We start from the raw sequence: 19,099 nt of genomic DNA, 5'->3' as shown, positions 1-19,099 counted from the left end.
GGAGTCCTAAATGAAGACAGTTGCGCGTACAGCCCTCGGTTTCGTCGTCGCTGCCGCCGGGGCGACCGCGGTATCGCTCGCCGCCTCGCCGTCGGCCGGTGCAGCCCCCGCGGTGTGTCCCGCTCTGCCTGGTCAGACCTCCTCCATGGCCTCGTGCAGCGCCGAGTCCGGCCCCACCGGTCTGGCACTGGCCATCACCGACAACGGCGGCAAGGCCACCTCCGAGGCGAACAACTTCGCCGGCCCCGCGGCGATCGCGCTCGGGCCCGGTGCCACTGTCACCATGACCGGCGACCGCGCCGGACTGGCCATCGGTATCGCAGGACCCGGCGCCGAGGTGGTCGTCGACGGCAAGAACGGCCCCACCTGCAAGGGCGGCCCTGCATTCGCCGGTGACTTCCAGACCTTCAAGGGCTGCAGGTCCTAACTCTCGGACAGCCGAGAGAACGGTTTCGTGCCTTCGGGTGCGGAGGGCGACCGGCCTGGAGTCCCAGGGTCGGCCTGCCTCCACCGTCTCCCCGGGCATGACGCCGCCGGTCAGACGAACAACCCGCGGAGATAAGCCGCCTGCCCGATGTGCTGGGCATCGTCGTCGACCACGCTGACCAGGCGGACACCGAGCGTCACCGGCGGGTCCCAGTTGGTGTCGACGATCCGATCCAGATCCGAATCCGTCAGCGACGCAATGTAGTCGACGCTGACCGCGTGCGTGGCGTCGTAGTAACCGCGGAGCAATTCCGCATCGTCGACGACAACCCGCGCCACGTCCTCGGCCGAATGGCCGTACCCGCTGTCGGCCGGCGAGAACGGCAGGTCGAATCGATCGACCCAACCGCCGCTCACCCATACCTCGTCGGTGTCGGCGACGTCGGCGATGTGCGAATCCTGAACGCGCGTCAGGTGCCACACCAGCCAGGCGATCGTGTTCGCTCCCGACGCCGGTGCCCGATTAAGGATGTCCGGCTCGATATCGCTGAGCAGCGCATGAACATTCCCGGCGACCCGTCCGAGACCGTCGATTAACACATCTGTGGCGCGCATGCGGCAAGTTTAGTTCGCCGTGCGCGCAAGGATGGCGAGTCCGCCGATCCGTCAGCATCATTCCTCCGGTGTCTGAACAGAACCAGCCTGCCGTGACCCCCGCCGACGGCTCGCGCTCCACCCGTAAGATCCGCTTCAACGCCTTCGACATGAATTGCGTTGCGCACCAGTCCCCCGGCCTGTGGCGCCATCCGAGCGACCGGTCGTGGAACTACAACACCATCGACTACTGGGTCGACCTCGCCCGGCTCCTGGAAACCGGCGGCTTCGACGGCCTGTTCATCGCCGACGTCCTCGGTACCTACGACGTCCTGTCCGGCACCGACGAGGCAGCGATCCGCCAGGGCGCCCAGATCCCGGTCAACGACCCGCTGCTGCTGCTGGTTTCCGCGATGGCACACGCAACCCAGCACCTCGGGTTCGGCGTCACCACCGGCACCGGTTTCGAACACCCCTATCCGTTCGCACGTCGTCTGTCGACGCTCGACCACCTCACCCGCGGTCGCGTCGGCTGGAACGTCGTCACCGGTTACCTGCCATCGGCCGCACGCAACATGGGTGCCGACGATCAGCTCGAACACGACGACCGCTACGACCAGGCCGACGAGTACCTGACCGTGCTCTACAAGCTGTGGGAGGGCTCCTGGGAACGGGACGCGGTACGCCGCGACCGCGAGGCGGGCATCTTCGCCGATCCGGCCAAGGTCCACCACATCGGACACCACGGTGAGCACTACACCGTTCCCGGCATCCACCTCTCCGAGCCGTCGCCACAGGGTTCGCCGGTCATCTACCAGGCGGGCGCCTCACCACGCGGTCGCCGTTTCGCCGCGGAGAACGCCGAAGCCGTCTTCGTCGCCGCACCCACCAAGGCGATCCTGCGCGACGTCGTGAGCAAGATCCGCGAGGAACTCGTCCTGGCCGGACGAGATCCCTACGACGCCAAGATCTACACGCTGCTCACCATCATCACCGATTCGACGCCCGAGGCTGCTCGCGCGAAAGCCGCTGAGTACCAGTCCTATGCGAGCGAAGAAGGTGCGCTGGTCTTCATGTCCGGGTGGATGGGCATCGACCTCGCGAGCTACGACATCGACGAGCCGATCGGCAACGTGCACAGCAACGCCATCCAGTCGGCGGTGGCCGCATTCCAGCAGGCCACCGAGAGCGGCGAGGAATGGCGTGTCCGTGACATCGCGGCCTGGGGCGGCATCGGCGGCATGGGCCCCGTCCTGATCGGATCGGGCGACGAGGTCGCCGAACAGCTGCAGGACTGGGTGAACGAGACCGACGTCGACGGCTTCAACGTCGCCTACGCGGTCACACCTGGTTCCTTCGAGGACATCGTGACCCACGTGATACCCGCGCTCGAGCGTCGCGGCGTCTACGACCGCGAGTACGTCCCGGGTACGCTGCGCCACAAGCTTTTCGGCCGCGGCGATCACTTGCCCGAGAGCCATCGCGGTTCGACCTACCGCGTCGGCGGCGTGAACTCGACCATCGACGACTCGATCCGTGAGCGCAACCGCCTCACCACCATCGGCACGAAGTGATCGCGACCGCACGATGATCGAAGTCGTTGGACTCACCAAGATCTTCGGGGTCGGTTCGCCGAACCCCACCACCGTGCTCGACGACGTCGAGTTCACCGTCGCCTCCGGCGAGATCTTCGCCGTCGTCGGCCCGTCCGGCGCGGGCAAGAGCACGCTCGCACGCTGCCTCAACCTGCTGGAGCGCCCGACGTCGGGCAAGGTCGTCGTCAACGGCGAGGACCTCACCGCCCTCGGCACCTCCGGATTCCGCGATGCCCGCCGCCGCATCGGCACGGTCTTCCAGTCGGCCAGTGTGCTCTCGCGGCGGACCGCAGCGCAGAACGTCGCCCTTCCGCTCGAGTACCTGGGCGCGACAAAGGCTTCCACCACGTCGCGGGTCGCCGACCTGCTCGACCTGGTGGGCCTGTCCGACAAGGCGAATCTGTACCCCCACCAGCTCTCCGGCGGGCAGCGCCAGCGCGTGGGCATCGCCCGCGCCCTGGCGCTGAAGCCGTCGGTGCTGCTGTCGGACGAGGCCACCTCCGGACTCGACCCGGCCGCCACCGACACCATCCTGGAACTCCTGACCGAGGTCCGGAACGAACTGGGTCTGGCAGTCGTGTTCATCACCCACGAGATGGACACCATCGTGCGCGTCGCCGACACCGTCGGCCGACTCGACCACGGACGCATCGTCGAGCACGGACGCCTCGAGAAGTTGGTACTCGATCCCGATTCGGTTCTCGGACGCGCACTTCGACCCCGCGGGCCCAGCGCATCCGCGACCGCCGACCAGGTCGCGGTCACCGTGGTCTACAACTCGACGACGGTGCCCGCCGACTGGCTCACCCGCCTCGGCAAGTCCCTGGACATCTCGATCTCGGTGCTCGGTGCGAACGTCCAGACCATCGGCGGCACCGCCTTCGGCGATCTCACCGTCTCCGTCCCGAACGGCCACGTGTCCGCATTCGTCGGCGCGGCAGGCGGACTCGGACTCGCCGCGCGAGTGGTCGAGCGCCGTCCCCGGACACGAGCGAGGTCGACGTCGAGAAGAAGAATGCGGAGGTGGCGGCATGAGCACGATCAACCTGGCCGGCATCACCGTTCCGCTCGACGAGATCCCCGATCTGCTGCTCCCGGCGTTCGTCGACACCGTCCTGATGGTCAGCATCGTGATGGTCGTCGTCCTCGTCGTCGGCGTCCCGCTCGGCGCACTGGTCCACAACCTCGCTGCCGGTGGCCTTTTCGAGAACCGGGCACTGCACACACCGTTGTCCTGGATCATCAGCATCGGACGGTCGTTGCCGTTCCTGGTGTTGATGACGGCGATCATCCCGTTCACCCGCCTCGTCACCGGCACCAACATCGGCATCGCCGCGGTGGTCCCGATGTCCATCGCCGGTATCGCCTTCTTCACCCGCATCGTGGAGAACTCGCTGCGGTCGGTCCCGGCGTCGACGATCGACGTGGCCCGCGCATCGGGCGGCTCCAACGCCCAGATCATCTGGAAGGCACAGGTTCCCGAGGCCCTGCCGAACATCGTGGGTGGTCTGACCATCAACACCATCGCGATGATCGAATACTCGACCATTGCCGGCACGATCGGCGCCGGCGGCCTCGGCTACGTGGCGGTGACCTACGGCTACCAGCGCTTCGACCAGGGCGTCATGGTCGCCATGATCATCGTGCTGGTGATCACCGTGGCGTTGATCCAGCTGGCCGGCGACGCACTCGCGCGCAGCCTCAACCCGGTGACCTCCAAGCGCGTCAACCACTGACCGACGCGCCTTCACGCCAGAGCCCCTCGTCTCACTTTCACCACTCTTGAAAGGTTCACGCATGTCCCAGGACACCGGTTCCGCCACTGACGTGTCGGACAAGTCGCCCGAAACTCCGCCGCCCGCAGGCAATTCCGACATCGAGATCTCCACGCGTCGCCGCTGGCCGCTGATCGCCGGCGTCCTCGTCGTCGTCGCCGTCCTGGCCGGCGTCCTCGGCTGGCGGTTCCTCGGCTCGGATTCGACCTCCCCCAACGAGACCCCTGGTGCGACGCTCACCGTCGTCACCGCCGAGGGCAACGCCGCCGAGCAGGCGCTCGTCGAGTACATCGGCAACGAGGTCGCGCCCCGATACGGGATCAAGGTCGCCTTCAAGGGGCTCGCCGACTCGACCACGCTCAACCGCGCAGTCAGCGACGGTGAGGTCGCGGGTACCGTCTACCAGCACAAGCTGTGGCTGTCCCAGGTGCTCGAGGCCAACCCCGACTTCAAGGAAGTCGCGGCCACCCCGGTCTTCCGTTGGGGCTTCGGCATCTGGTCGGACAAGTACAAGAACGTCCAGGACCTCCCGCAGAACGCGAAGGTCTCGCTGTACTCCGATCCCGCGAACGAGGCACAGGGCCTGTGGCTGCTGGAGCGCGCCGGCCTGATCACCCTCAAACCGGGCATCGACAAGTGGACGGCGACCCAGAAGGACATCGCCACCAACCCGCGCAACCTGCAGTTCGTGCTGCTCGACTTCGCCGCTCAGTCCCGGTCGCTGGCCGATCTCGACGCGACCGTCGGCTACACCGAGTACTACCTGGCCGCGAACATCCCGATCGAGAAGCAGATCTACGCTCCCCCGGCCCCCGACGAGTTCGCCGGACAGCTCACCATCGGCACCGAGTGGGAGAACACCGACAACATCAAGAACCTCGTCGCCGCGTTCAAGGATCCCGCGGTGCAGGAATTCCTGCGCATCGATCCGCAGGTGAAGAACATTCTCCTTCCCTTGTAGGCCACCATTCCGTGACGCGTGTTCACACCGGGCGCCCGGGTCGCACACCACGACCAGGGCGCTTACGCATAGGCTCACCGGCGTGGAGCGCACACATCACGGTCATTCACATTCGCTGACCGACATCTCCCACATGCTGTCCCCGTTCGCGCGGTGGCTGGTCATCGGGACCCTGGCGGTCACCGCGGTGGCTGTGACGATCGGAATGATCGTTCTCTGGCCGTCGGATTCCGAGCATCCGGTGCCCACGCAGTTCCGGGCGGCCGACGGCGGCTCGATCCAGACGGTCGACGGCGAGGTCGTCGACCAGTTCCGCGCGAACTGTCTCAACCCGGCGGCGGGGTCGGTGCTCGAGACCGCCGATATCCCCGTCAACCCGGTCGCCGGCGGGCCCTGCATCCTGAACGCGGTCCGCATCGACTCGGGTGAGGCCGCCGGCCGGTACACGGTGTTGGAGATCCCCACGAAGGGTGCACAGTCGGGGACCGAACCGGGACCCGAGGGCACGCCGACCCCGGGCGCGAGCGACGAGCCGCAGGCCGGTCAGCCGACGCTCCACGTCGGCGATGCGATCCGGCTCTCGACGGTGCCCGGACCGGAAGGCAACCGGTACACCTTCTTCGACTTCCAGCGCGGCACGGCCACGATCGTCTGGGCGATCCTCTTCATCGCGGCCATCGTGCTGGTCGCGGCGTGGCGCGGATTCCGCTCGATTCTCGGCCTCGCCTTCGCCTTCGTCGTCCTCGGCGGGTTCACCCTGCCGGCCATCCTCGATGGATCATCCCCGGTCGCGGTGGCGGTGGTGTCGTCGGCGGCGATCCTGTTCGTCGTGCTCTACCTCGCACACGGCGTCAGCCTCCGTACGAGTTCGGCCCTGCTCGGCACGTTGACCTCACTGCTGATGGCCGGCCTGTTGAGCTGGCTGGCGATCGAGACGATGAACCTGACCGGTTTGTCCGGCGACCAGACCACCAATCTGCAGGTCTATCAGGGCAACATCTCGGTCAGCGGTCTACTGCTGGCCGGATTCATCATCGGCACGCTCGGCGTCCTCAACGACGTGACGATCACCCAGGCGTCCGCGGCCTTCGAACTGGCCGCCGCGGGCGAACCGACCCGGCTCGCGACCTTCAAGGCCGCGATGCGCGTGGGACGCGACCACATCGCGAGCACCGTCTACACCCTGGTCTTCGCCTACGCCGGCAGCGCCCTGCCGCTGATGCTGCTCTTCTCGGTCGCCCAGCAACCCCTCGGAGGTCTGCTCACCACTGACGTGGTGGCCGTCGAACTCGCGCGGTCCTTCGTCGGCGGTATCGCGATCGCCTTGTCGGTTCCGCTGACCACCGCGATCGCCGCGGCCCTCTGCCGACCGGCGGGCATGCCGTCACCCGCGGCGAGCTGAGGGGAGTTCAGCACCGTCCCTTGGGCAGCTCGGCCAGGTTCTTGCCGAGCCAGTTGCCCAGTCGCGTGAGCATCTTGGTGCCGTCGGTGAACGACCCGCTGCGTGGGATCGCCGCCATCGAGACCGCGACCTGGCCGTCGACCGTGCTGATGATGCCGAGCTGACGCACGAGATGACCACCGGTTCTGGACGTGGCCGGACCCCAGCCGCCCTTGACGGCGGTCACCGCCCCCTTGTTCCGGCCGACCCTGGCGATGCCCCACTGCTGGTTCGGGGCGACGTCGCTCATCAGCCGGATGATGTGCTCGCTGCCGGGCAGGCAGGGTAGATGCGCGCCGAACAGGGCCTGGTCGCGCAGAGCCCAGGAGGTGTACCCCGGATACGACGCCGGGGTGTCGATCTCCGAGGAGACGTGCGTCCGGGTGTCGTGTCCTTCGCGCAGCACGGCGGTCACCGCGTCGACGGAGGCGCGCCCGCCGCCGAGTGCTCCCCACAGTTCGCCCGCGGCGTCGTTGTCGGAGAAGGTGATCGCCTTGTCCTCCATCCTTGCGACGGCGGGACCGCGCTCGCGTTGGGCGGCCAGCGAAACCGGAACCTTCATCGTCGACCATGCCCGGCCCGCCTTGAGCGATCCCAGCGAGATGACCTGGTCGCTGCCGACCGGCACGATGGCGACGCCCAGCTGGCCGGGCAGTGACTTCTTCATCGACTTCTGGAGTGCGGCGTAGCTCTTCGCCAGCTTCTTGTCGACCGGCTCCGGTGGCGTGAACCAGGACGCGAACGGCTCGGGCAGCGGCGGCAGCGCCGGGAGCGGAACCGCGCTCGCGCTTCCGGCGCCGACGACGAGGGACATCATCACAGCACCGACGACCAGCGCACACCGAGTCACAACTTTCACAATTTTCTCCTGAGTCACTTTAGACACACGAGAGTAGTGCCGCGGCCGGCCGGGTGACCAGCTCGTATACCCAATCGGGACCTTGCTGCGACCGGCATCACGCCGACGGCGACCGATGACTACGCTGAGCACCATGCCCTCGCTGACCAAAGGCCAGAACGGCCCGCTGTCGACCTCCCAGATCGTCGTCTCCGTCGAACTCGCGACCGCCACCGACGTGTCGGCACTGCTGGTGACCGACCGCGGCGTCGTGCGCAGCGACAACGACTTCGTCTTCTACAACCAGCCCACCGGTCCGGGTGTTTCGTTGCAGCAGGCGCCCAACGGTCCGGCGCGACTGCACATCTCGACCAACGAGATCCCCGCGGACATCGACGCCGTCCGTGCCGTCATCACCCTCGACGACACGAGCTCCACGTTCGGCCGGTTCGCGCCGCCGCTCGCACGGGTGACCGATGGCGGCGGGCGTGAACTCTACGACTTCACCGTCACCGGCCTCACGTCGGAATCCGTCGTCATCGCCCTCGAGGTCTACCGGCGCAACCTCGACTGGAAGGTGCGCGCCGTCGGGCAGGGATATGCCGGCGGGTTCGCCGATCTCGTCCGCGACCACGGTGTCAGCGTCGACGAGGAGCCGACTCCCGCACCCGTGCAGACCACGCCGACCTATTCGCCGCCCGCCGCTCCCCCACCTGCGCCGACTCCCCCGCCTGCTCCCACGCCGCCACCCGCTCCACCTCGGGCACCGGAGATCAGCCTGAGCAAGGACCGTCCGGTCAGCCTCACCAAGGGCCAGAAGGTCACGCTGCGCAAGGAGGGTGGCGTCAAGCTCACCAACATCCGCATGGGCCTCGGCTGGGACCCGGTACGCGGAGGATTCAGCCGCGGCGGGTCGATCGACCTCGACGCGTCGGTGCTGATGTTCTCCGGCGGCCAGTGCGTCGAGACCGTGTACTACGGCCACCTCAACAGCAAGGACCGTTCGGTCCTGCACTCGGGCGACAACCTGACCGGCGAGGGCGAGGGCGACGACGAGGTCATCCGCGTTGCGCTGCAGTCGGTTCCGGCCCGTATCGACGCACTGATGTTCATCGTCACGTCCTACCGCGGCCACACCTTCGAGAAGATCGAGAACGCCTACTGCCGTCTCGTCGACGAGACGACGTCAGCCGAACTCGCCCGCTACACCCTCAAGGGCGGCATGCCGTTCACCGCCGTCGCGATGGCGGTCATCAGCCGCGACGGCGATGAATGGAAGCTACGGGCGATCGGCGAGGGATTCGACGCCAAGACACCGAAGAAGGCGCTCTCACACGTGGGCAAATACCTGTAGAAGAGCAGATCAGATCACGCCGTGCAGCGGCGGATCCTCCCCACGGAGCAGCCAGCGCCCGATGTGCTGGTACTTCCACCGGACCGGATCGTGCAGAGTGTGCGTCCGGGCGTCACGCCAGTAGCGATCGAGCCCCGTCCCGGCCGCGGCACTGCGGGTTCCGCTCACCTCGAAAAGCGCCGACGCGACCGGCGTCGCGACCCGGTCGGCCACGGCCTTGGCACGCGCCACCGCGATCGACGCCTCGGCGACGAGTTCACGCGGCGCGCCTGCCGAGCCGTCGACGGCCTCGTCGACCTTGCGACCCGAGGCGACGAGCATCGCCTCGGCAGTCGCGACGTCGACCTCTAGTTCACCGAAACGCTGGACCACCAACGGATCGTCGACCGCCCGGTCGACACCCGCCTCGAACCACGGACGGGCCTTGGTCCGCACGAACTCGACCGCCGCGGTCAGCGCACCCCGAGCGATGCCCACATCGATCGCGACGTGGAGCAACTGCGCGTACGCGCCGTACGCGGTGGGTGCCGACGTCGCCGACGCGCGCGCCACGAGGTCGGCCGCGGTCACTCCGACACCCGAGAATCGGACGGTTCCCGAACCGGTCGTCCGCTGTCCCACGGCATCCCAGTCGTCGATGATCTCCACACCGGGCGCATCCGCGGGGATGAAGGCCACATATTCGCCCGGTGCGAGGTCGCCGGCCGCCACATCGAGCTTCGCCAGGACGGCGAGCGTGTGCGCGAACAGCGAACCCGTGCAGTAGAACTTCTCACCCTCGAGGACGTACCGCCCACCGTCGCCGTCGATCGGGGTCAGACGGGTCGAGATGTCCGCGATGGTCTTGCCGCCCCGCTCCGACTGCGCGTTGGCCACCCGGCCACCGGCCAGGACATCGGTGAAGATGCGCTCGGCCAACGTATCTCCCGCGGAGAGGCGCACCAGGTTGAGGTAGACGAAATGACTGTGCGGGATCTGCGCAATGCTGGGATCGGCGGCGGCAAGTATCGAGACGACCTCGGCCAGCACACTCGGCGACACGTCGAGCCCACCGAACCGTGCGGGCACCGTCAACGCGAGAAGACCCGACGCCGACAGCCGATCGATCTCGGCGAACGGCAGGCGGCGGTCGCGATCGCGCTCGACTGCACCGGCCGCGAACGTCGCAGCGAGTTCCCGTGCGACGGAAAGAGCTTCGGCCGTCGATTGGATCCGGCTCGCCGATTCGGGTCGGGCCTGACCTACAGCCGTCACAGAACTGCTGCGGGGGTCAGCGATGCCTCGAGTTCGCGCACGAGCGGGAGCACCTTCTCGCCGAAGTACTCGATCTCCTCCTGGAAATGCAGGAAGCCGCCGAGAATGAGGTCGACGCCGAGACGCTTGTAGGCGACGATGCGCTCCGCGATCTGCTCCGGGGTACCGATCAGCTGCGTCTTGAAGCCGTCGTTGTACTGGACGAGGTCCTCGAACTTCGAGTCCGCCCACATGCCCTTCTTGTCACCGGTCGAGTTGCCGGCCTGCTGTACGGCATCCCGGAAACCTTCCACCGCAGGACGATTCGCCTTCTCGACGATCTCGCGCAGGGTGTCGCGGGCTTCCTTCTCGGTGTCGCGGGCGATGATGAAGCCGTTGAGGCCGAACTTCACCGAACGGTTGTGGGACTGCGCGACGGCGCGCAGGTCGTCGAGCTGCTCGGTGACGCCGTCGAAGTCCTTGCCGTTGGAGAAGTACCAGTCCGCGAAGCGGCCGCCGTTGCTGCGGGCCGCGGTGGAGTTGCCGCCCTGGAAGAGCTCCGGGTTCGGACGCTCGGGGGTGTTGAGCGGTTTCGACTTCAGCGTGAAGTCGTGGATTCGGTAGAAGTCCCCGCGGTAGTCGACGTTGTCCTCGGTCCAGATCTTGCGGATGACCTCGAGGAACTCGCCGCTGCGGCGATAGCGCTCGTCGTGTTCGAGCCACGGCTCACCGAGGTGGGTGAACTCGTCCTTGAACCAGCCGCTGACCACGTTGATCGCGAAACGGCCCTTGGACAGGTGGTCGGCGGTGGCGCCGAGCTTGGCGAGGACCGCCGGATGCCACAGGCCCGGATGCACGGCGGCGATCACCTTCAGCCGCTGCGTCGCGAGCAGCAGGGCGAGGCTGAAACTGGTCGACTCGTGCTGGTATTCGGCGCCGTAGCTGGCCTCGTAACGTACCTGCGAGAGGGCGTACTCGAAGCCGTTGTTCTCCGCGGTCTGGGCGAGCTTGATGTTGTAGTCATAGTCCCAGCTCGTGCGCTGTTCGATGGTGCTGGTGACCAGGCCGCCACTGACGTTCGGCACCCAGTAGGCGAACTTGATCTGGTCCGCGATGGATTCGGTGGACATGGTGTTACCTCCGCAGGTGGATTCTCAGGGTGGAACGTGGATCGATCAGGACGATGCGGCCTGCAGGCGCGGCAGGAACGCGGTACGGACCTCTTCGCTCGGACGGGCGTCGGCCGCGTCGAGCAGACCGCGTCGAGCCAGCGCGGGTCGGACGCCTTCACCGAAGTGGTAGGCCTCCTCGAGGTGCGGGTATCCGGACAGGATGAAGTGGTCGAGTCCGAGGGCCGCGTACTCGCCGATCAGCTCCGCGACCTCGTCGTAGGAACCGACGAGCGCGGTGCCGGCACCGCCGCGCACCAGGCCGACGCCGGACCAGACGCCCGGGTGGATCTGTAGCGAGCGCGGGTCGGTCGAACCCTCGAAAGCTGCTCCGCGACCATGCAGTTCGGACATACGACGCTGACCTTCCGACTCCGACTGCGCGAGGTTCCGCTGAGCGGCGGCGACCTGAGCGGGATCGAGATTGTCGAGAAGGCGTTCCGCCTCGGCCCAGGCCTGCTCGGAGGTCTCCCGGGCGATGACGTGGAAGCGGATGCCGTGATCGAGCGTCCGGCCCTGCGCAGCGGCGAGTCCGTTGATCCAAGCGATCTTCTCGGAGACGGCTTCCGGCCGCTCGCCCCAGGTCAGGTAGGTGTCGGCATATCTGGCTGCCACGTCACCCGCGGCCGGCGATGAGCCGCCGAAGAAGACCGGCGGGGTCGGGGTCGGGCGACGGCCGAGCAGCGCGTTCTCGACACGCAGGTGCTTGCCGACGAAGTCGACGGGCTCCTCGTCGGTCCACACGCGACGGATGATCTCCAGGTACTCCGCGCAGCGCTCATAGCGCGCGTTCTTGGCCAGGAAATCGCCGAAGGCGCGCTGCTCACTGGACTCGCCACCGGTGACGACGTTGATCAGGAGACGGCCTTCGGAATGCCACTGGAAGGTCGCCGACATCTGGGCGGCGAGCAGCGGGGAGATGAGTCCGGGACGGAAGGCGATCAGGAACTTCAGGCTCTCCGTCGCGTCGATGAGTGCCGCAGTGGTCAGCCACGCGTCCTCACACCACAGTCCCGCCGGGGTCAGTACCGCTTCGAAGCCGTTGATTTCGGCCGCGGCCGCGAGCTGCTTGAGGTATCGAAGGTCGGCCGGCCGGTCCCCGTTCATCTGGCTGCCGTGCCCGCCCGCGATCAGGTTGCGGGAGTCACCGTAGGTGGGCAGGAACCAGTGGAAATGCAGAGACACCGCGGAGGCACCTTTCGTCGTGGAGCAGAAGGGGTGGAGCGGCAGGTGCGATCGGCAGCGCAGACCGAAGGACCCGCGCTGCGACACACATGTCGGCCACAGTGTCGAACACCGGCGAGACACCCGGCCACAGTTGAAATCTCTGTGACGCCAAGTGGACAACGGTCCGCAGAGTTCGGTAACGACTGCGTTCACGCAGGTCACGGGCAGGACGACGGTCGCATGCGCGTCACCGAGCCGGTCACGCCCTAATCAGACGGACGCCACTGCCCCATGCCGAGAAACACCATCACCAACTGGCGTTCGGTGCGCTCGACGATCTCCTTCTCGACGCCGCGACCGCGGTACTCGCCGTCGAGCAGATCGGCGACCGCGGTCAGCATGATCGTGACGATGAGTTCGGCGGCGATCTCGAGGTCCTCGGGTTGCCAGGGCGCGAGGTCCGGAATCCGGGCGAGGTCGATGGTCAGCTCTTTGGAGAAGAGCCGGAGCTCGGTGTCGATGGCGCGGCGGATCTCCGCGATACCGCCGTGCTGCTCGCGAATGAGGAATCGGAACTGCGACTCGTTCTCGCGAACGTGACGCAACAGGATGTCGAGGGAGTTCTTCGCGGTCGGCATCGCCTCGCGAGCCGCCAGATCGCGCCGACCCTCTCGGAGTGCGCGACGCAGAACCCGCATCGAATCCTCGACGACGGTGACCCCGAGGTCCTCCATCGAGGCGAAGTGCCGGTAGAAGGCCGTGGGCACGATCCCCGCACCGCGGGCGACCTCGCGCAGGCTGATGCTGCCGAAGCTGCGCTCACCGACCAGGGACCTCGTCGTGTCGAGGAGCGCCTGGCGCGTCTGGTTCTTCTTGTCCGCACGCGTCTGCGCATCGCGCTGGCTCGAACTCCGCGTGCGTGTCACAGAGTCGAGTGTATTCGCCGGCGCGCGCCGCCCGGACCGCGACCTCCCATCGACAGTGACGGCCGTCACAGGGATTTCCGCTTGACGCTCCCGGGCGGCCACGTGTCACACTCGTTTGTGTACACATGTACACCGAATCATGCGAACGGAGCCCTTTCATGAGCATCCGCACACCTCATACCCCGACCCGGGGCACCGCCGCCGGCAGCCCCGGCCGCTGGAACCGCCTGGTCGGATCGATCGTCGAGGCGGCACTGTCCCCGCATCCGGTCGACCGCTATCTCGAACTGCTCGACCCCATGCTCACCTGGCGCGACCTGCGCGGCGAGATCGTCCGGGCCGAGCACCCGACGCCCCGCACGGTGCGTCTCACCATCCGTCCGACCCGCCAATGGCAAGGACACCGTGCCGGACAGTTCGTGCAGCTCAGCGTCGTCATCGACGGCGTTCGGCACACCAGGTGCTTCTCTCCGGCGAATGCCGCCACCGGTCCCGACGGCGACATCGAACTCACCATCACCGCCAACGACGACGGCCTCGTCTCCAAGCATCTGGGCGCACACGCCCGGCCGGGTGACGTCGTCGGACTGTCCCAGGCCGACGGCGACTTCGTACTACCGGAGACCGACCCCACCTCGGCCGTCTTCATCAGCGGCGGCAGCGGCGTTACACCTGTGCTCTCAATGTTGAGAACTCTGGTGGCCCGAGGGTACGCCGGACCGATCACTTTCGTGCATTACGCTCGCACCGCCTCGGAGGTCGCGTACCGCGACGAACTCGTCGCGCTGGCGTCCGCACATCCCAACATCGACCTACGGGTACACCACACCCGTGACGATCGCGACGGTCACTTCACCGCCGCTCACCTCGACGACGTCCCCGGTCTGGCCGACGCCGACGTCTTCGTCTGCGGACCGCGGGCCCTGATGGATGCCGTCGCCGAGGTACATGCCGCGCTCGGCATCTCGCAGCCACTGCACAGCGAGGCGTTCACTCTGACCCCGACGACGGTCGTCGACCCGGATTCGGTCGAGGGCGAACTCACGTTCTCCCGGTCGGGCACCACGGCGACCAACGACGGTCGCCCGATCCTCGACCAGGCCGAGGCCGCCGGGCTCACCCCGGAGTCCGGTTGCCGCATGGGGATCTGCTTCTCGTGCACCGCCGTCAAGAAATCGGGGTGCACCCGCAACGTGCTGACCGGCGAGACCGACACCGAGTCCGACACACAGATTCAACTGTGCATCAACGCGCCGGTCGGCTCCGTCGACATCGAACTCTGACGGTCGACGATCACCCGATCCCGCTGACCACCACCCATTCCCTCTCCTACCCAGCAGGAGGCACACCATGACCATCGACATCGAAAAGGCCGCCCGCAAGGCGCCCACCGAGAACCTGCCGGCCCTGCGCGCCGCCGAGAAGACCTCGGACAACAACACACCCGCAGACCCCAACACCGTCGTCCTGTCCTATGAGCAGGTCGAGGCCCTGGGACGCGACCTCGACGAACTGCGCTCCCGCATCGTCGCCGATCTCGGCCAGAAGGACCGCGACTACCTGTACTCCGTCATCCGCGCCCAGCGAGGATTCGAGATCGGTGGTCGCGCACTGATGTACCTCGGGTTCTTCCCTCCGGCGTGGGTCGCCGCCGTCGGCGCACTCTCGGTGTCGAAGATCCTCGACAACATGGAGATCGGCCACAACGTGATGCACGGCCAGTACGACTGGATGCGTGAGGACACCTACAACTCCCGCGAATTCGAGTGGGACACCGTGTGTCCGGCCGACCAGTGGAAGCACAGCCACAACTACCTGCACCACACGTTCACCAACATCATCGGCGAGGACCGCGACATCGGTTACGGCATCCTGCGGATGGCGCGTGACCAGAAGTGGAATCCCTATTACCTGGGCAACCTCGGCTATGCGACCGCCCTCATGCTCCTCTTCGAGTGGGGCGTCATGCTCCATGACCTGGAGGCGGAGAACGTGATCCAGGGCAAGCGCAAGTGGAGTGACATCAAGGGCCTGGTGAAAGGCATGTGGCGCAAGGCAGGCCGGCAGGTCCTCAAGGACTACGTCGTCTTCCCGGCGCTGACCGGGCCGCTGTTCGTTCCGACGCTCGTCGGCAACGCCGCCGCCAACCTGGTGCGCAACGTCTGGACGTACTCGATCATCTTCTGCGGCCACTTCCCCACCGGGGCACAGACTTTCACCTCGGAGGAATGCCAGAACGAGACCCGCGGACAGTGGTACCTGCGGCAGATGCTCGGCTCGGCCAACATCACCGGCAGCCCCCTGTTCCACATCATGAGCGGCAACCTGTCCCACCAGATCGAACACCACCTGTTCCCGGACATCCCCGCGAGCCGCTACCCGTCGATGTCCGCCGAGGTCCAAGAGATCTGCGAGCGCTACGGATTGCCGTACAACACCGGCTCGCTCAGTCACCAGCTGGCGTCGACCTGGAAGAAGATCGCAAAGCTGTCGCTGCCCAACTGGATGACCCGCGACGACGACGATCTGACCGTCATCGTCGAGCGCGAGAAGCCCGTTTCTGCTGCCTGACCAGCGCATTTTAGAAATCGTTTGATCGGCTGGTCCCGGGGGTACCCTCGGGACCAGCCGCACGTACGGCCGTGCGCGGACACTCACACGCGGGGACACACACCCTTCAGAACCCAGGGGGTTAGAGATGGTCGACAGCATCGAACGCAACAAGGACCTGTTCCAGGAACTGATCGAGTCGACGGCCACGCACGTCGGCCGGATCGCGACGATCATCACCGGCGCCGTAGCCGGTGTCACCCGCGAGATCGGGGAGATCGTCACCGACGGGTTCGAGATGCGTGAGGCCGCACGCAAGGCAAAGGCCGACGAGCGGGCCCGAGGCGGCGATTGGGAGATCATCGACGCCGAGTTCGCCTACGCCGAGGCGATCAAAGACGCCGACATGTCGGCGCCGTTCTCCGAATCCGAGCAGGCACGCAAAGTGACAGGAGTGGACATGGACGAGGCCCCCGACCGCATCGACGTCGGCGAGCAGACCGGAATCGACCAGGAGGGCGAGATCTCCCGTGAAGCCGAACTCGCCAACGACGGCGGCGTCACGGATCAGGACGAACCCGACGTAGCCGACCCGCGGGAGATCGCGGCCGAGGAACCCCGCATCGCACCTGACACCGATCATTTGTGAGACAGAACTCACCTCCGTTGCGATCTGGGTGAGTACAACCTTTGCCAAAGCGCGGGCTCACCCGTAACTTGGTCCTGGTTTTCCTAGTTCATGGAGGTTTCTGTCGATGTCGGTGCGTGAGGTTCTCACCTTTCCCAACCCCGTGAACGACTATGCGGCCCGGACCACCGCCGGCCTGGTTGTCGTCCTCGCGATCGTCGCGGTCGCCGTCAACGAGCCGATCGTCTACGGCCTTCTGGCCCTCGGCTTCGCGCTGCGCGTGGCGTCGGGTCCGACGCTCTCCCCTTTCGGTCAGCTCTCGGTGAAGTTCATCGTCCCGAAGATCGTCCGCAAGGAGAAGCTCGTCCCGGGTCCGCCGAAGCGTTTCGCCCAGGCCATCGGCCTGGTGGTCAGCGGTGTCGCGTTCGTGCTCAGCCTGTTCGGTTTCGGCCTGGCCGCACAGCTCGCCACCGGCATCCTGATCGCCGCCGCGACACTCGAATCGGTCTTCGGATTCTGCCTGGGTTGCACCATCTTCGGTTTCCTGCAGCGTGCAGGCATCATCCCCGAGTCGGTCTGCGAGGCGTGCAACAACATCTCGCTGCGGAACCCCGCAGCCGTCTGACACGCAAACCCCCCTCTTTTCGGCAGAATCACCACCCCGCGAGGTGGTGATTCTGCCGAAAAGGGGTGGGTTTACATCCGCTCCCTGAGGAGCCCGGAGCTTGCGGAGGGCGTCTCGAAGGGTTAGTCCTTCACCGCGCGGTCGGGCACGGTCATCGCCATCATCATGATCTCGGTCTCGGTGTAGTCCCGGCCGGGATGTTCGGCCGCCAGATGGGCCTGGACCTTGGGGACGAAGTCGTCCTCGAGTGCGGTGATGGACTCGCCACAGGGGCAGTGCAGGTTGTATGCCATGCGTCACATCTTATCGGGCCGGCCGCTCAGTCCAGAATGCCCAGCGCGATCCCGTCGAGGATGTCGTGTTCGCTGACGACGAGTTCGGCGATACCCGCGCGTTCGGACAGCACCCGGGCCAGTTCCAGCGTGACCAGCGATCCCCCACCGATGACGTCGACGCGACCGGGATGCATCGGCCCCAGCGCGGCACGATCGGCGCGCGTCATGCCGATGAGGTCCCAGCACACGCGGTCCAGGTCGGGCAGCGAGATACGGGAGAGGTGGATCTTCTCGGAGTCGTATTCGGTGAGTCCGGCGCCGAGCGCGGCGAGCGTCGTCATCGTCCCGGCAACGCCGACCCACGTGTGGGCCGACTCCACCGGCACCCGCGTGAAGGCCTCGGCCAACCGCTCTGCGGCGAACGCCTGGGCCGCGGCGATCTCGTCGGCGGTCGGCGGGTCCGACGGCAGAGTCCGTTCGGTCAGGCGCACGCACCCGATGTCCGCGGAGTATGCGGCGTGGACACCGTCGGCGTCGCCGAGCACCACCTCGGTCGAACCTCCGCCGAGATCGGTGACCACGAAAGGTCCACTGGCCGGGTCCAATTCGCCGACGGCACCGCGGAATGACAGCCGTGCCTCCTCGTCACCCGAGATGACCTCGGCGATCGCGCCGTCGGACACACATCCCAGCAGATCGGCGGTCATCGCGAAGAACTCGTCGCGGTTCGACGCGTCGCGGGTCGCCGACGTCGCGACCATCCGGACCTTCTCGACGCCCAGCGATTCCATCGTCGTGACGTAGTCGGCGAGCGCGATCCGGGTACGTTCGATCGATTCCGGCGCGAACTGTCCCGTGGCGTCCACGCCGTAACCGAGTCGCACAATCCGCATTTCGCGATGCAGGTCGACGAGGCGCCCGTCCTCCCCCGGCCGTGCGATGAGCAGACGGATCGAGTTGGTACCGCAGTCGACGGCACCGACGATCGTCACGCGTCGTCTCCGGAGGTCTCCGTCGGCGGCAAGGTCTCAGTCGGCAAGGTCTCCGGCCAGTCGGCGGGAATCGCGCTGCCGCGCAACCCATTGGCGGCCGCGAGGGCGACCGCTTCGTCGCCGAGCGGGTTGAGTCCCGGCCCCTTGGCGAGCGAGTGGGCGATCAGCACGTGCAGGCACTTCACCCGATCCGGCATCCCGCCGCCGGTGAAGTCGGTGCCGAGCGATTCGATGGCGTCGCGTTCGGCGAGGTAGTCCTCGTGCGCGCGACGGTATGCGGCGGCGAGTTCCGGGTCCGACGACAACCGGGCCGTCATCCCCTTCATGACCCCGGCCGATTCCTGCCGGCTCGCCTCGGCGGTCAGCCGCGGATCGGTCAGGTAGTACAGCGTCGGGAACGGGGTGCCGTCGGGCAGCCGCGGCGCGGTCTTGACCACCGCCGGCTGACCGTCGGGAGTGCGATAGCTGATCTCGATGACCCCGCGCGGTTCACGCCCCAGCTGGGCTGCGACGGTGGCGAGGTCGTCTTCGGACACGCTCACGGTCTCTG

Annotated in this window: 19 protein-coding genes and 1 pseudogene; 11 read left to right on the top strand and 9 right to left on the bottom strand. The window is 66.9% G+C overall.

From position 1 onward, the window contains the following. Positions 1 to 10 precede the first annotated feature (10 nt). Positions 11 to 427 carry a DUF6764 family protein gene (locus GOAMI_RS00175; RefSeq protein ID WP_006434352.1) on the top strand — a complete coding sequence of 139 codons (417 nt, stop codon included), beginning with the start codon at positions 11 to 13 and terminating at the stop codon, positions 425 to 427. A gap of 110 nt (positions 428 to 537) precedes the next feature. On the opposite strand, the gene GOAMI_RS00170 is transcribed toward GOAMI_RS00175, so the two are convergent. After that, a complete protein-coding gene (locus GOAMI_RS00170; RefSeq protein WP_006434351.1) occupies positions 538 to 1,041 on the bottom strand; it encodes a mycothiol transferase in 504 nt (167 codons plus the stop codon). A 92-nt stretch (positions 1,042 to 1,133) separates the two neighbouring features. Here GOAMI_RS00170 and GOAMI_RS00165 point away from each other — a divergent pair, with 92 nt between their 5' ends. The 5 genes and pseudogenes from GOAMI_RS00165 to GOAMI_RS00145 all read left to right on the top strand — a co-directional run bounded on the left by GOAMI_RS00165 (position 1,134) and on the right by GOAMI_RS00145 (position 6,753). Further along, positions 1,134 to 2,594, top strand: coding sequence for an LLM class flavin-dependent oxidoreductase (locus tag GOAMI_RS00165; RefSeq protein WP_006434350.1), 1,461 nt, complete (start codon positions 1,134 to 1,136; stop codon positions 2,592 to 2,594). 13 nt (positions 2,595 to 2,607) lie between these two features. Then, positions 2,608 to 3,585 (top strand): annotated as a pseudogene (locus GOAMI_RS22410) (methionine ABC transporter ATP-binding protein); the annotation flags it as partial. A gap of 61 nt (positions 3,586 to 3,646) precedes the next feature. Beyond that, complete coding sequence (locus GOAMI_RS00155) at positions 3,647 to 4,351, top strand: methionine ABC transporter permease (RefSeq protein ID WP_006434348.1); 705 nt, start codon at positions 3,647 to 3,649, stop codon at positions 4,349 to 4,351. A gap of 61 nt (positions 4,352 to 4,412) precedes the next feature. Then, a complete protein-coding gene (locus GOAMI_RS00150; RefSeq protein ID WP_006434347.1) occupies positions 4,413 to 5,351 on the top strand; it encodes a MetQ/NlpA family ABC transporter substrate-binding protein in 939 nt (312 codons plus the stop codon). A gap of 82 nt (positions 5,352 to 5,433) precedes the next feature. Further along, positions 5,434 to 6,753 (top strand): YibE/F family protein, encoded by a 1,320-nt coding sequence (locus GOAMI_RS00145; RefSeq protein WP_006434346.1) that lies wholly within the window; start codon positions 5,434 to 5,436, stop codon positions 6,751 to 6,753. Between the two features lie 7 nt (positions 6,754 to 6,760). Here the strand turns inward: GOAMI_RS00145 and GOAMI_RS00140 are convergent, their stop codons facing one another. Beyond that, positions 6,761 to 7,606: a serine hydrolase gene (locus tag GOAMI_RS00140; RefSeq protein ID WP_006434345.1), complete on the bottom strand. Its 846-nt coding sequence runs from the start codon at positions 7,604 to 7,606 to the stop codon at positions 6,761 to 6,763. Positions 7,607 to 7,784: 178 nt separating this feature from the next. On the opposite strand from GOAMI_RS00140, the gene GOAMI_RS00135 reads away from it, so the two are divergent. Next, the gene (locus GOAMI_RS00135; RefSeq protein WP_006434344.1) at positions 7,785 to 8,984 is read left to right on the top strand and encodes a TerD family protein; all 1,200 of its coding nucleotides are present in this window, start codon (positions 7,785 to 7,787) and stop codon (positions 8,982 to 8,984) included. 9 nt (positions 8,985 to 8,993) lie between these two features. Here GOAMI_RS00135 and GOAMI_RS00130 read toward each other — a convergent pair whose 3' ends face one another. The 4 genes from GOAMI_RS00130 to GOAMI_RS00115 form a co-directional block, all read right to left on the bottom strand. After that, positions 8,994 to 10,238 (bottom strand): SfnB family sulfur acquisition oxidoreductase, encoded by a 1,245-nt coding sequence (locus tag GOAMI_RS00130; protein ID WP_006434343.1) that lies wholly within the window; start codon positions 10,236 to 10,238, stop codon positions 8,994 to 8,996. Further along, positions 10,235 to 11,347 carry a dimethylsulfone monooxygenase SfnG gene (sfnG, locus tag GOAMI_RS00125; protein WP_006434342.1) on the bottom strand — a complete coding sequence of 371 codons (1,113 nt, stop codon included), beginning with the start codon at positions 11,345 to 11,347 and terminating at the stop codon, positions 10,235 to 10,237. The genes GOAMI_RS00130 and sfnG overlap by 4 nt, the downstream gene beginning before the upstream one ends. Before the next feature lie 45 nt (positions 11,348 to 11,392). Continuing rightward, entirely contained in the window at positions 11,393 to 12,571 is a 1,179-nt protein-coding gene (locus GOAMI_RS00120) for an LLM class flavin-dependent oxidoreductase (protein WP_006434341.1), read from the bottom strand. Positions 12,572 to 12,819: 248 nt separating this feature from the next. Continuing rightward, entirely contained in the window at positions 12,820 to 13,479 is a 660-nt protein-coding gene (locus GOAMI_RS00115) for a TetR family transcriptional regulator (RefSeq protein WP_024497798.1), read from the bottom strand. Between the two features lie 158 nt (positions 13,480 to 13,637). On the opposite strand from GOAMI_RS00115, the gene GOAMI_RS00110 reads away from it, so the two are divergent. The 4 genes from GOAMI_RS00110 to GOAMI_RS00095 all read left to right on the top strand — a co-directional run bounded on the left by GOAMI_RS00110 (position 13,638) and on the right by GOAMI_RS00095 (position 17,282). Next, a complete protein-coding gene (locus tag GOAMI_RS00110; RefSeq protein ID WP_006434339.1) occupies positions 13,638 to 14,762 on the top strand; it encodes a ferredoxin reductase in 1,125 nt (374 codons plus the stop codon). A gap of 67 nt (positions 14,763 to 14,829) precedes the next feature. Beyond that, the gene (locus GOAMI_RS00105) at positions 14,830 to 16,050 is read left to right on the top strand and encodes a fatty acid desaturase family protein (RefSeq protein ID WP_006434338.1); all 1,221 of its coding nucleotides are present in this window, start codon (positions 14,830 to 14,832) and stop codon (positions 16,048 to 16,050) included. A 127-nt stretch (positions 16,051 to 16,177) separates the two neighbouring features. Further along, positions 16,178 to 16,678 carry a hypothetical protein gene (locus tag GOAMI_RS00100; protein ID WP_006434337.1) on the top strand — a complete coding sequence of 167 codons (501 nt, stop codon included), beginning with the start codon at positions 16,178 to 16,180 and terminating at the stop codon, positions 16,676 to 16,678. 106 nt (positions 16,679 to 16,784) lie between these two features. Next, positions 16,785 to 17,282 carry a DUF4395 domain-containing protein gene (locus tag GOAMI_RS00095; protein WP_006434336.1) on the top strand — a complete coding sequence of 166 codons (498 nt, stop codon included), beginning with the start codon at positions 16,785 to 16,787 and terminating at the stop codon, positions 17,280 to 17,282. 122 nt (positions 17,283 to 17,404) lie between these two features. On the opposite strand, the gene GOAMI_RS23150 is transcribed toward GOAMI_RS00095, so the two are convergent. The 3 genes from GOAMI_RS23150 to GOAMI_RS00085 are packed head-to-tail and all read right to left on the bottom strand — an operon-like array spanning position 17,405 to position 19,091. Beyond that, entirely contained in the window at positions 17,405 to 17,575 is a 171-nt protein-coding gene (locus tag GOAMI_RS23150; RefSeq protein WP_006434335.1) for a hypothetical protein, read from the bottom strand. Between the two features lie 26 nt (positions 17,576 to 17,601). Further along, positions 17,602 to 18,549 (bottom strand): Ppx/GppA phosphatase family protein, encoded by a 948-nt coding sequence (locus GOAMI_RS00090; protein WP_006434334.1) that lies wholly within the window; start codon positions 18,547 to 18,549, stop codon positions 17,602 to 17,604. Beyond that, entirely contained in the window at positions 18,546 to 19,091 is a 546-nt protein-coding gene (locus GOAMI_RS00085; RefSeq protein ID WP_006434332.1) for a DUF501 domain-containing protein, read from the bottom strand. Before GOAMI_RS00085 ends, GOAMI_RS00090 begins: the two co-directional genes overlap by 4 nt. Between the last annotated feature and the right edge of the window lie 8 nt (positions 19,092 to 19,099).

It is taken from the genome of Gordonia amicalis NBRC 100051 = JCM 11271, assembly GCF_000332995.1.
Taxonomy (GTDB): domain Bacteria; phylum Actinomycetota; class Actinomycetes; order Mycobacteriales; family Mycobacteriaceae; genus Gordonia; species Gordonia amicalis.
This window is presented reverse-complemented; position numbering and strand designations above follow the sequence as displayed.

Coding starts and splice junctions, on each gene's coding strand:
- GOAMI_RS00175 (WP_006434352.1), top strand. CDS start 11: ATGAAGACAGTTGCGCGTACAGCCCTCGGTTTCGTCGTCGCTGCCGCC.
- GOAMI_RS00170 (WP_006434351.1), bottom strand. CDS start 1,041: ATGCGCGCCACAGATGTGTTAATCGACGGTCTCGGACGGGTCGCCGGG.
- GOAMI_RS00155 (WP_006434348.1), top strand. CDS start 3,647: ATGAGCACGATCAACCTGGCCGGCATCACCGTTCCGCTCGACGAGATC.
- GOAMI_RS00150 (WP_006434347.1), top strand. CDS start 4,413: ATGTCCCAGGACACCGGTTCCGCCACTGACGTGTCGGACAAGTCGCCC.
- GOAMI_RS00140 (WP_006434345.1), bottom strand. CDS start 7,606: ATGTCCCTCGTCGTCGGCGCCGGAAGCGCGAGCGCGGTTCCGCTCCCG.
- GOAMI_RS00135 (WP_006434344.1), top strand. CDS start 7,785: ATGCCCTCGCTGACCAAAGGCCAGAACGGCCCGCTGTCGACCTCCCAG.
- sfnG (WP_006434342.1), bottom strand. CDS start 11,347: ATGTCCACCGAATCCATCGCGGACCAGATCAAGTTCGCCTACTGGGTG.
- GOAMI_RS00110 (WP_006434339.1), top strand. CDS start 13,638: ATGAGCATCCGCACACCTCATACCCCGACCCGGGGCACCGCCGCCGGC.
- GOAMI_RS00105 (WP_006434338.1), top strand. CDS start 14,830: ATGACCATCGACATCGAAAAGGCCGCCCGCAAGGCGCCCACCGAGAAC.
- GOAMI_RS00100 (WP_006434337.1), top strand. CDS start 16,178: ATGGTCGACAGCATCGAACGCAACAAGGACCTGTTCCAGGAACTGATC.
- GOAMI_RS00095 (WP_006434336.1), top strand. CDS start 16,785: ATGTCGGTGCGTGAGGTTCTCACCTTTCCCAACCCCGTGAACGACTAT.
- GOAMI_RS23150 (WP_006434335.1), bottom strand. CDS start 17,575: ATGGCATACAACCTGCACTGCCCCTGTGGCGAGTCCATCACCGCACTC.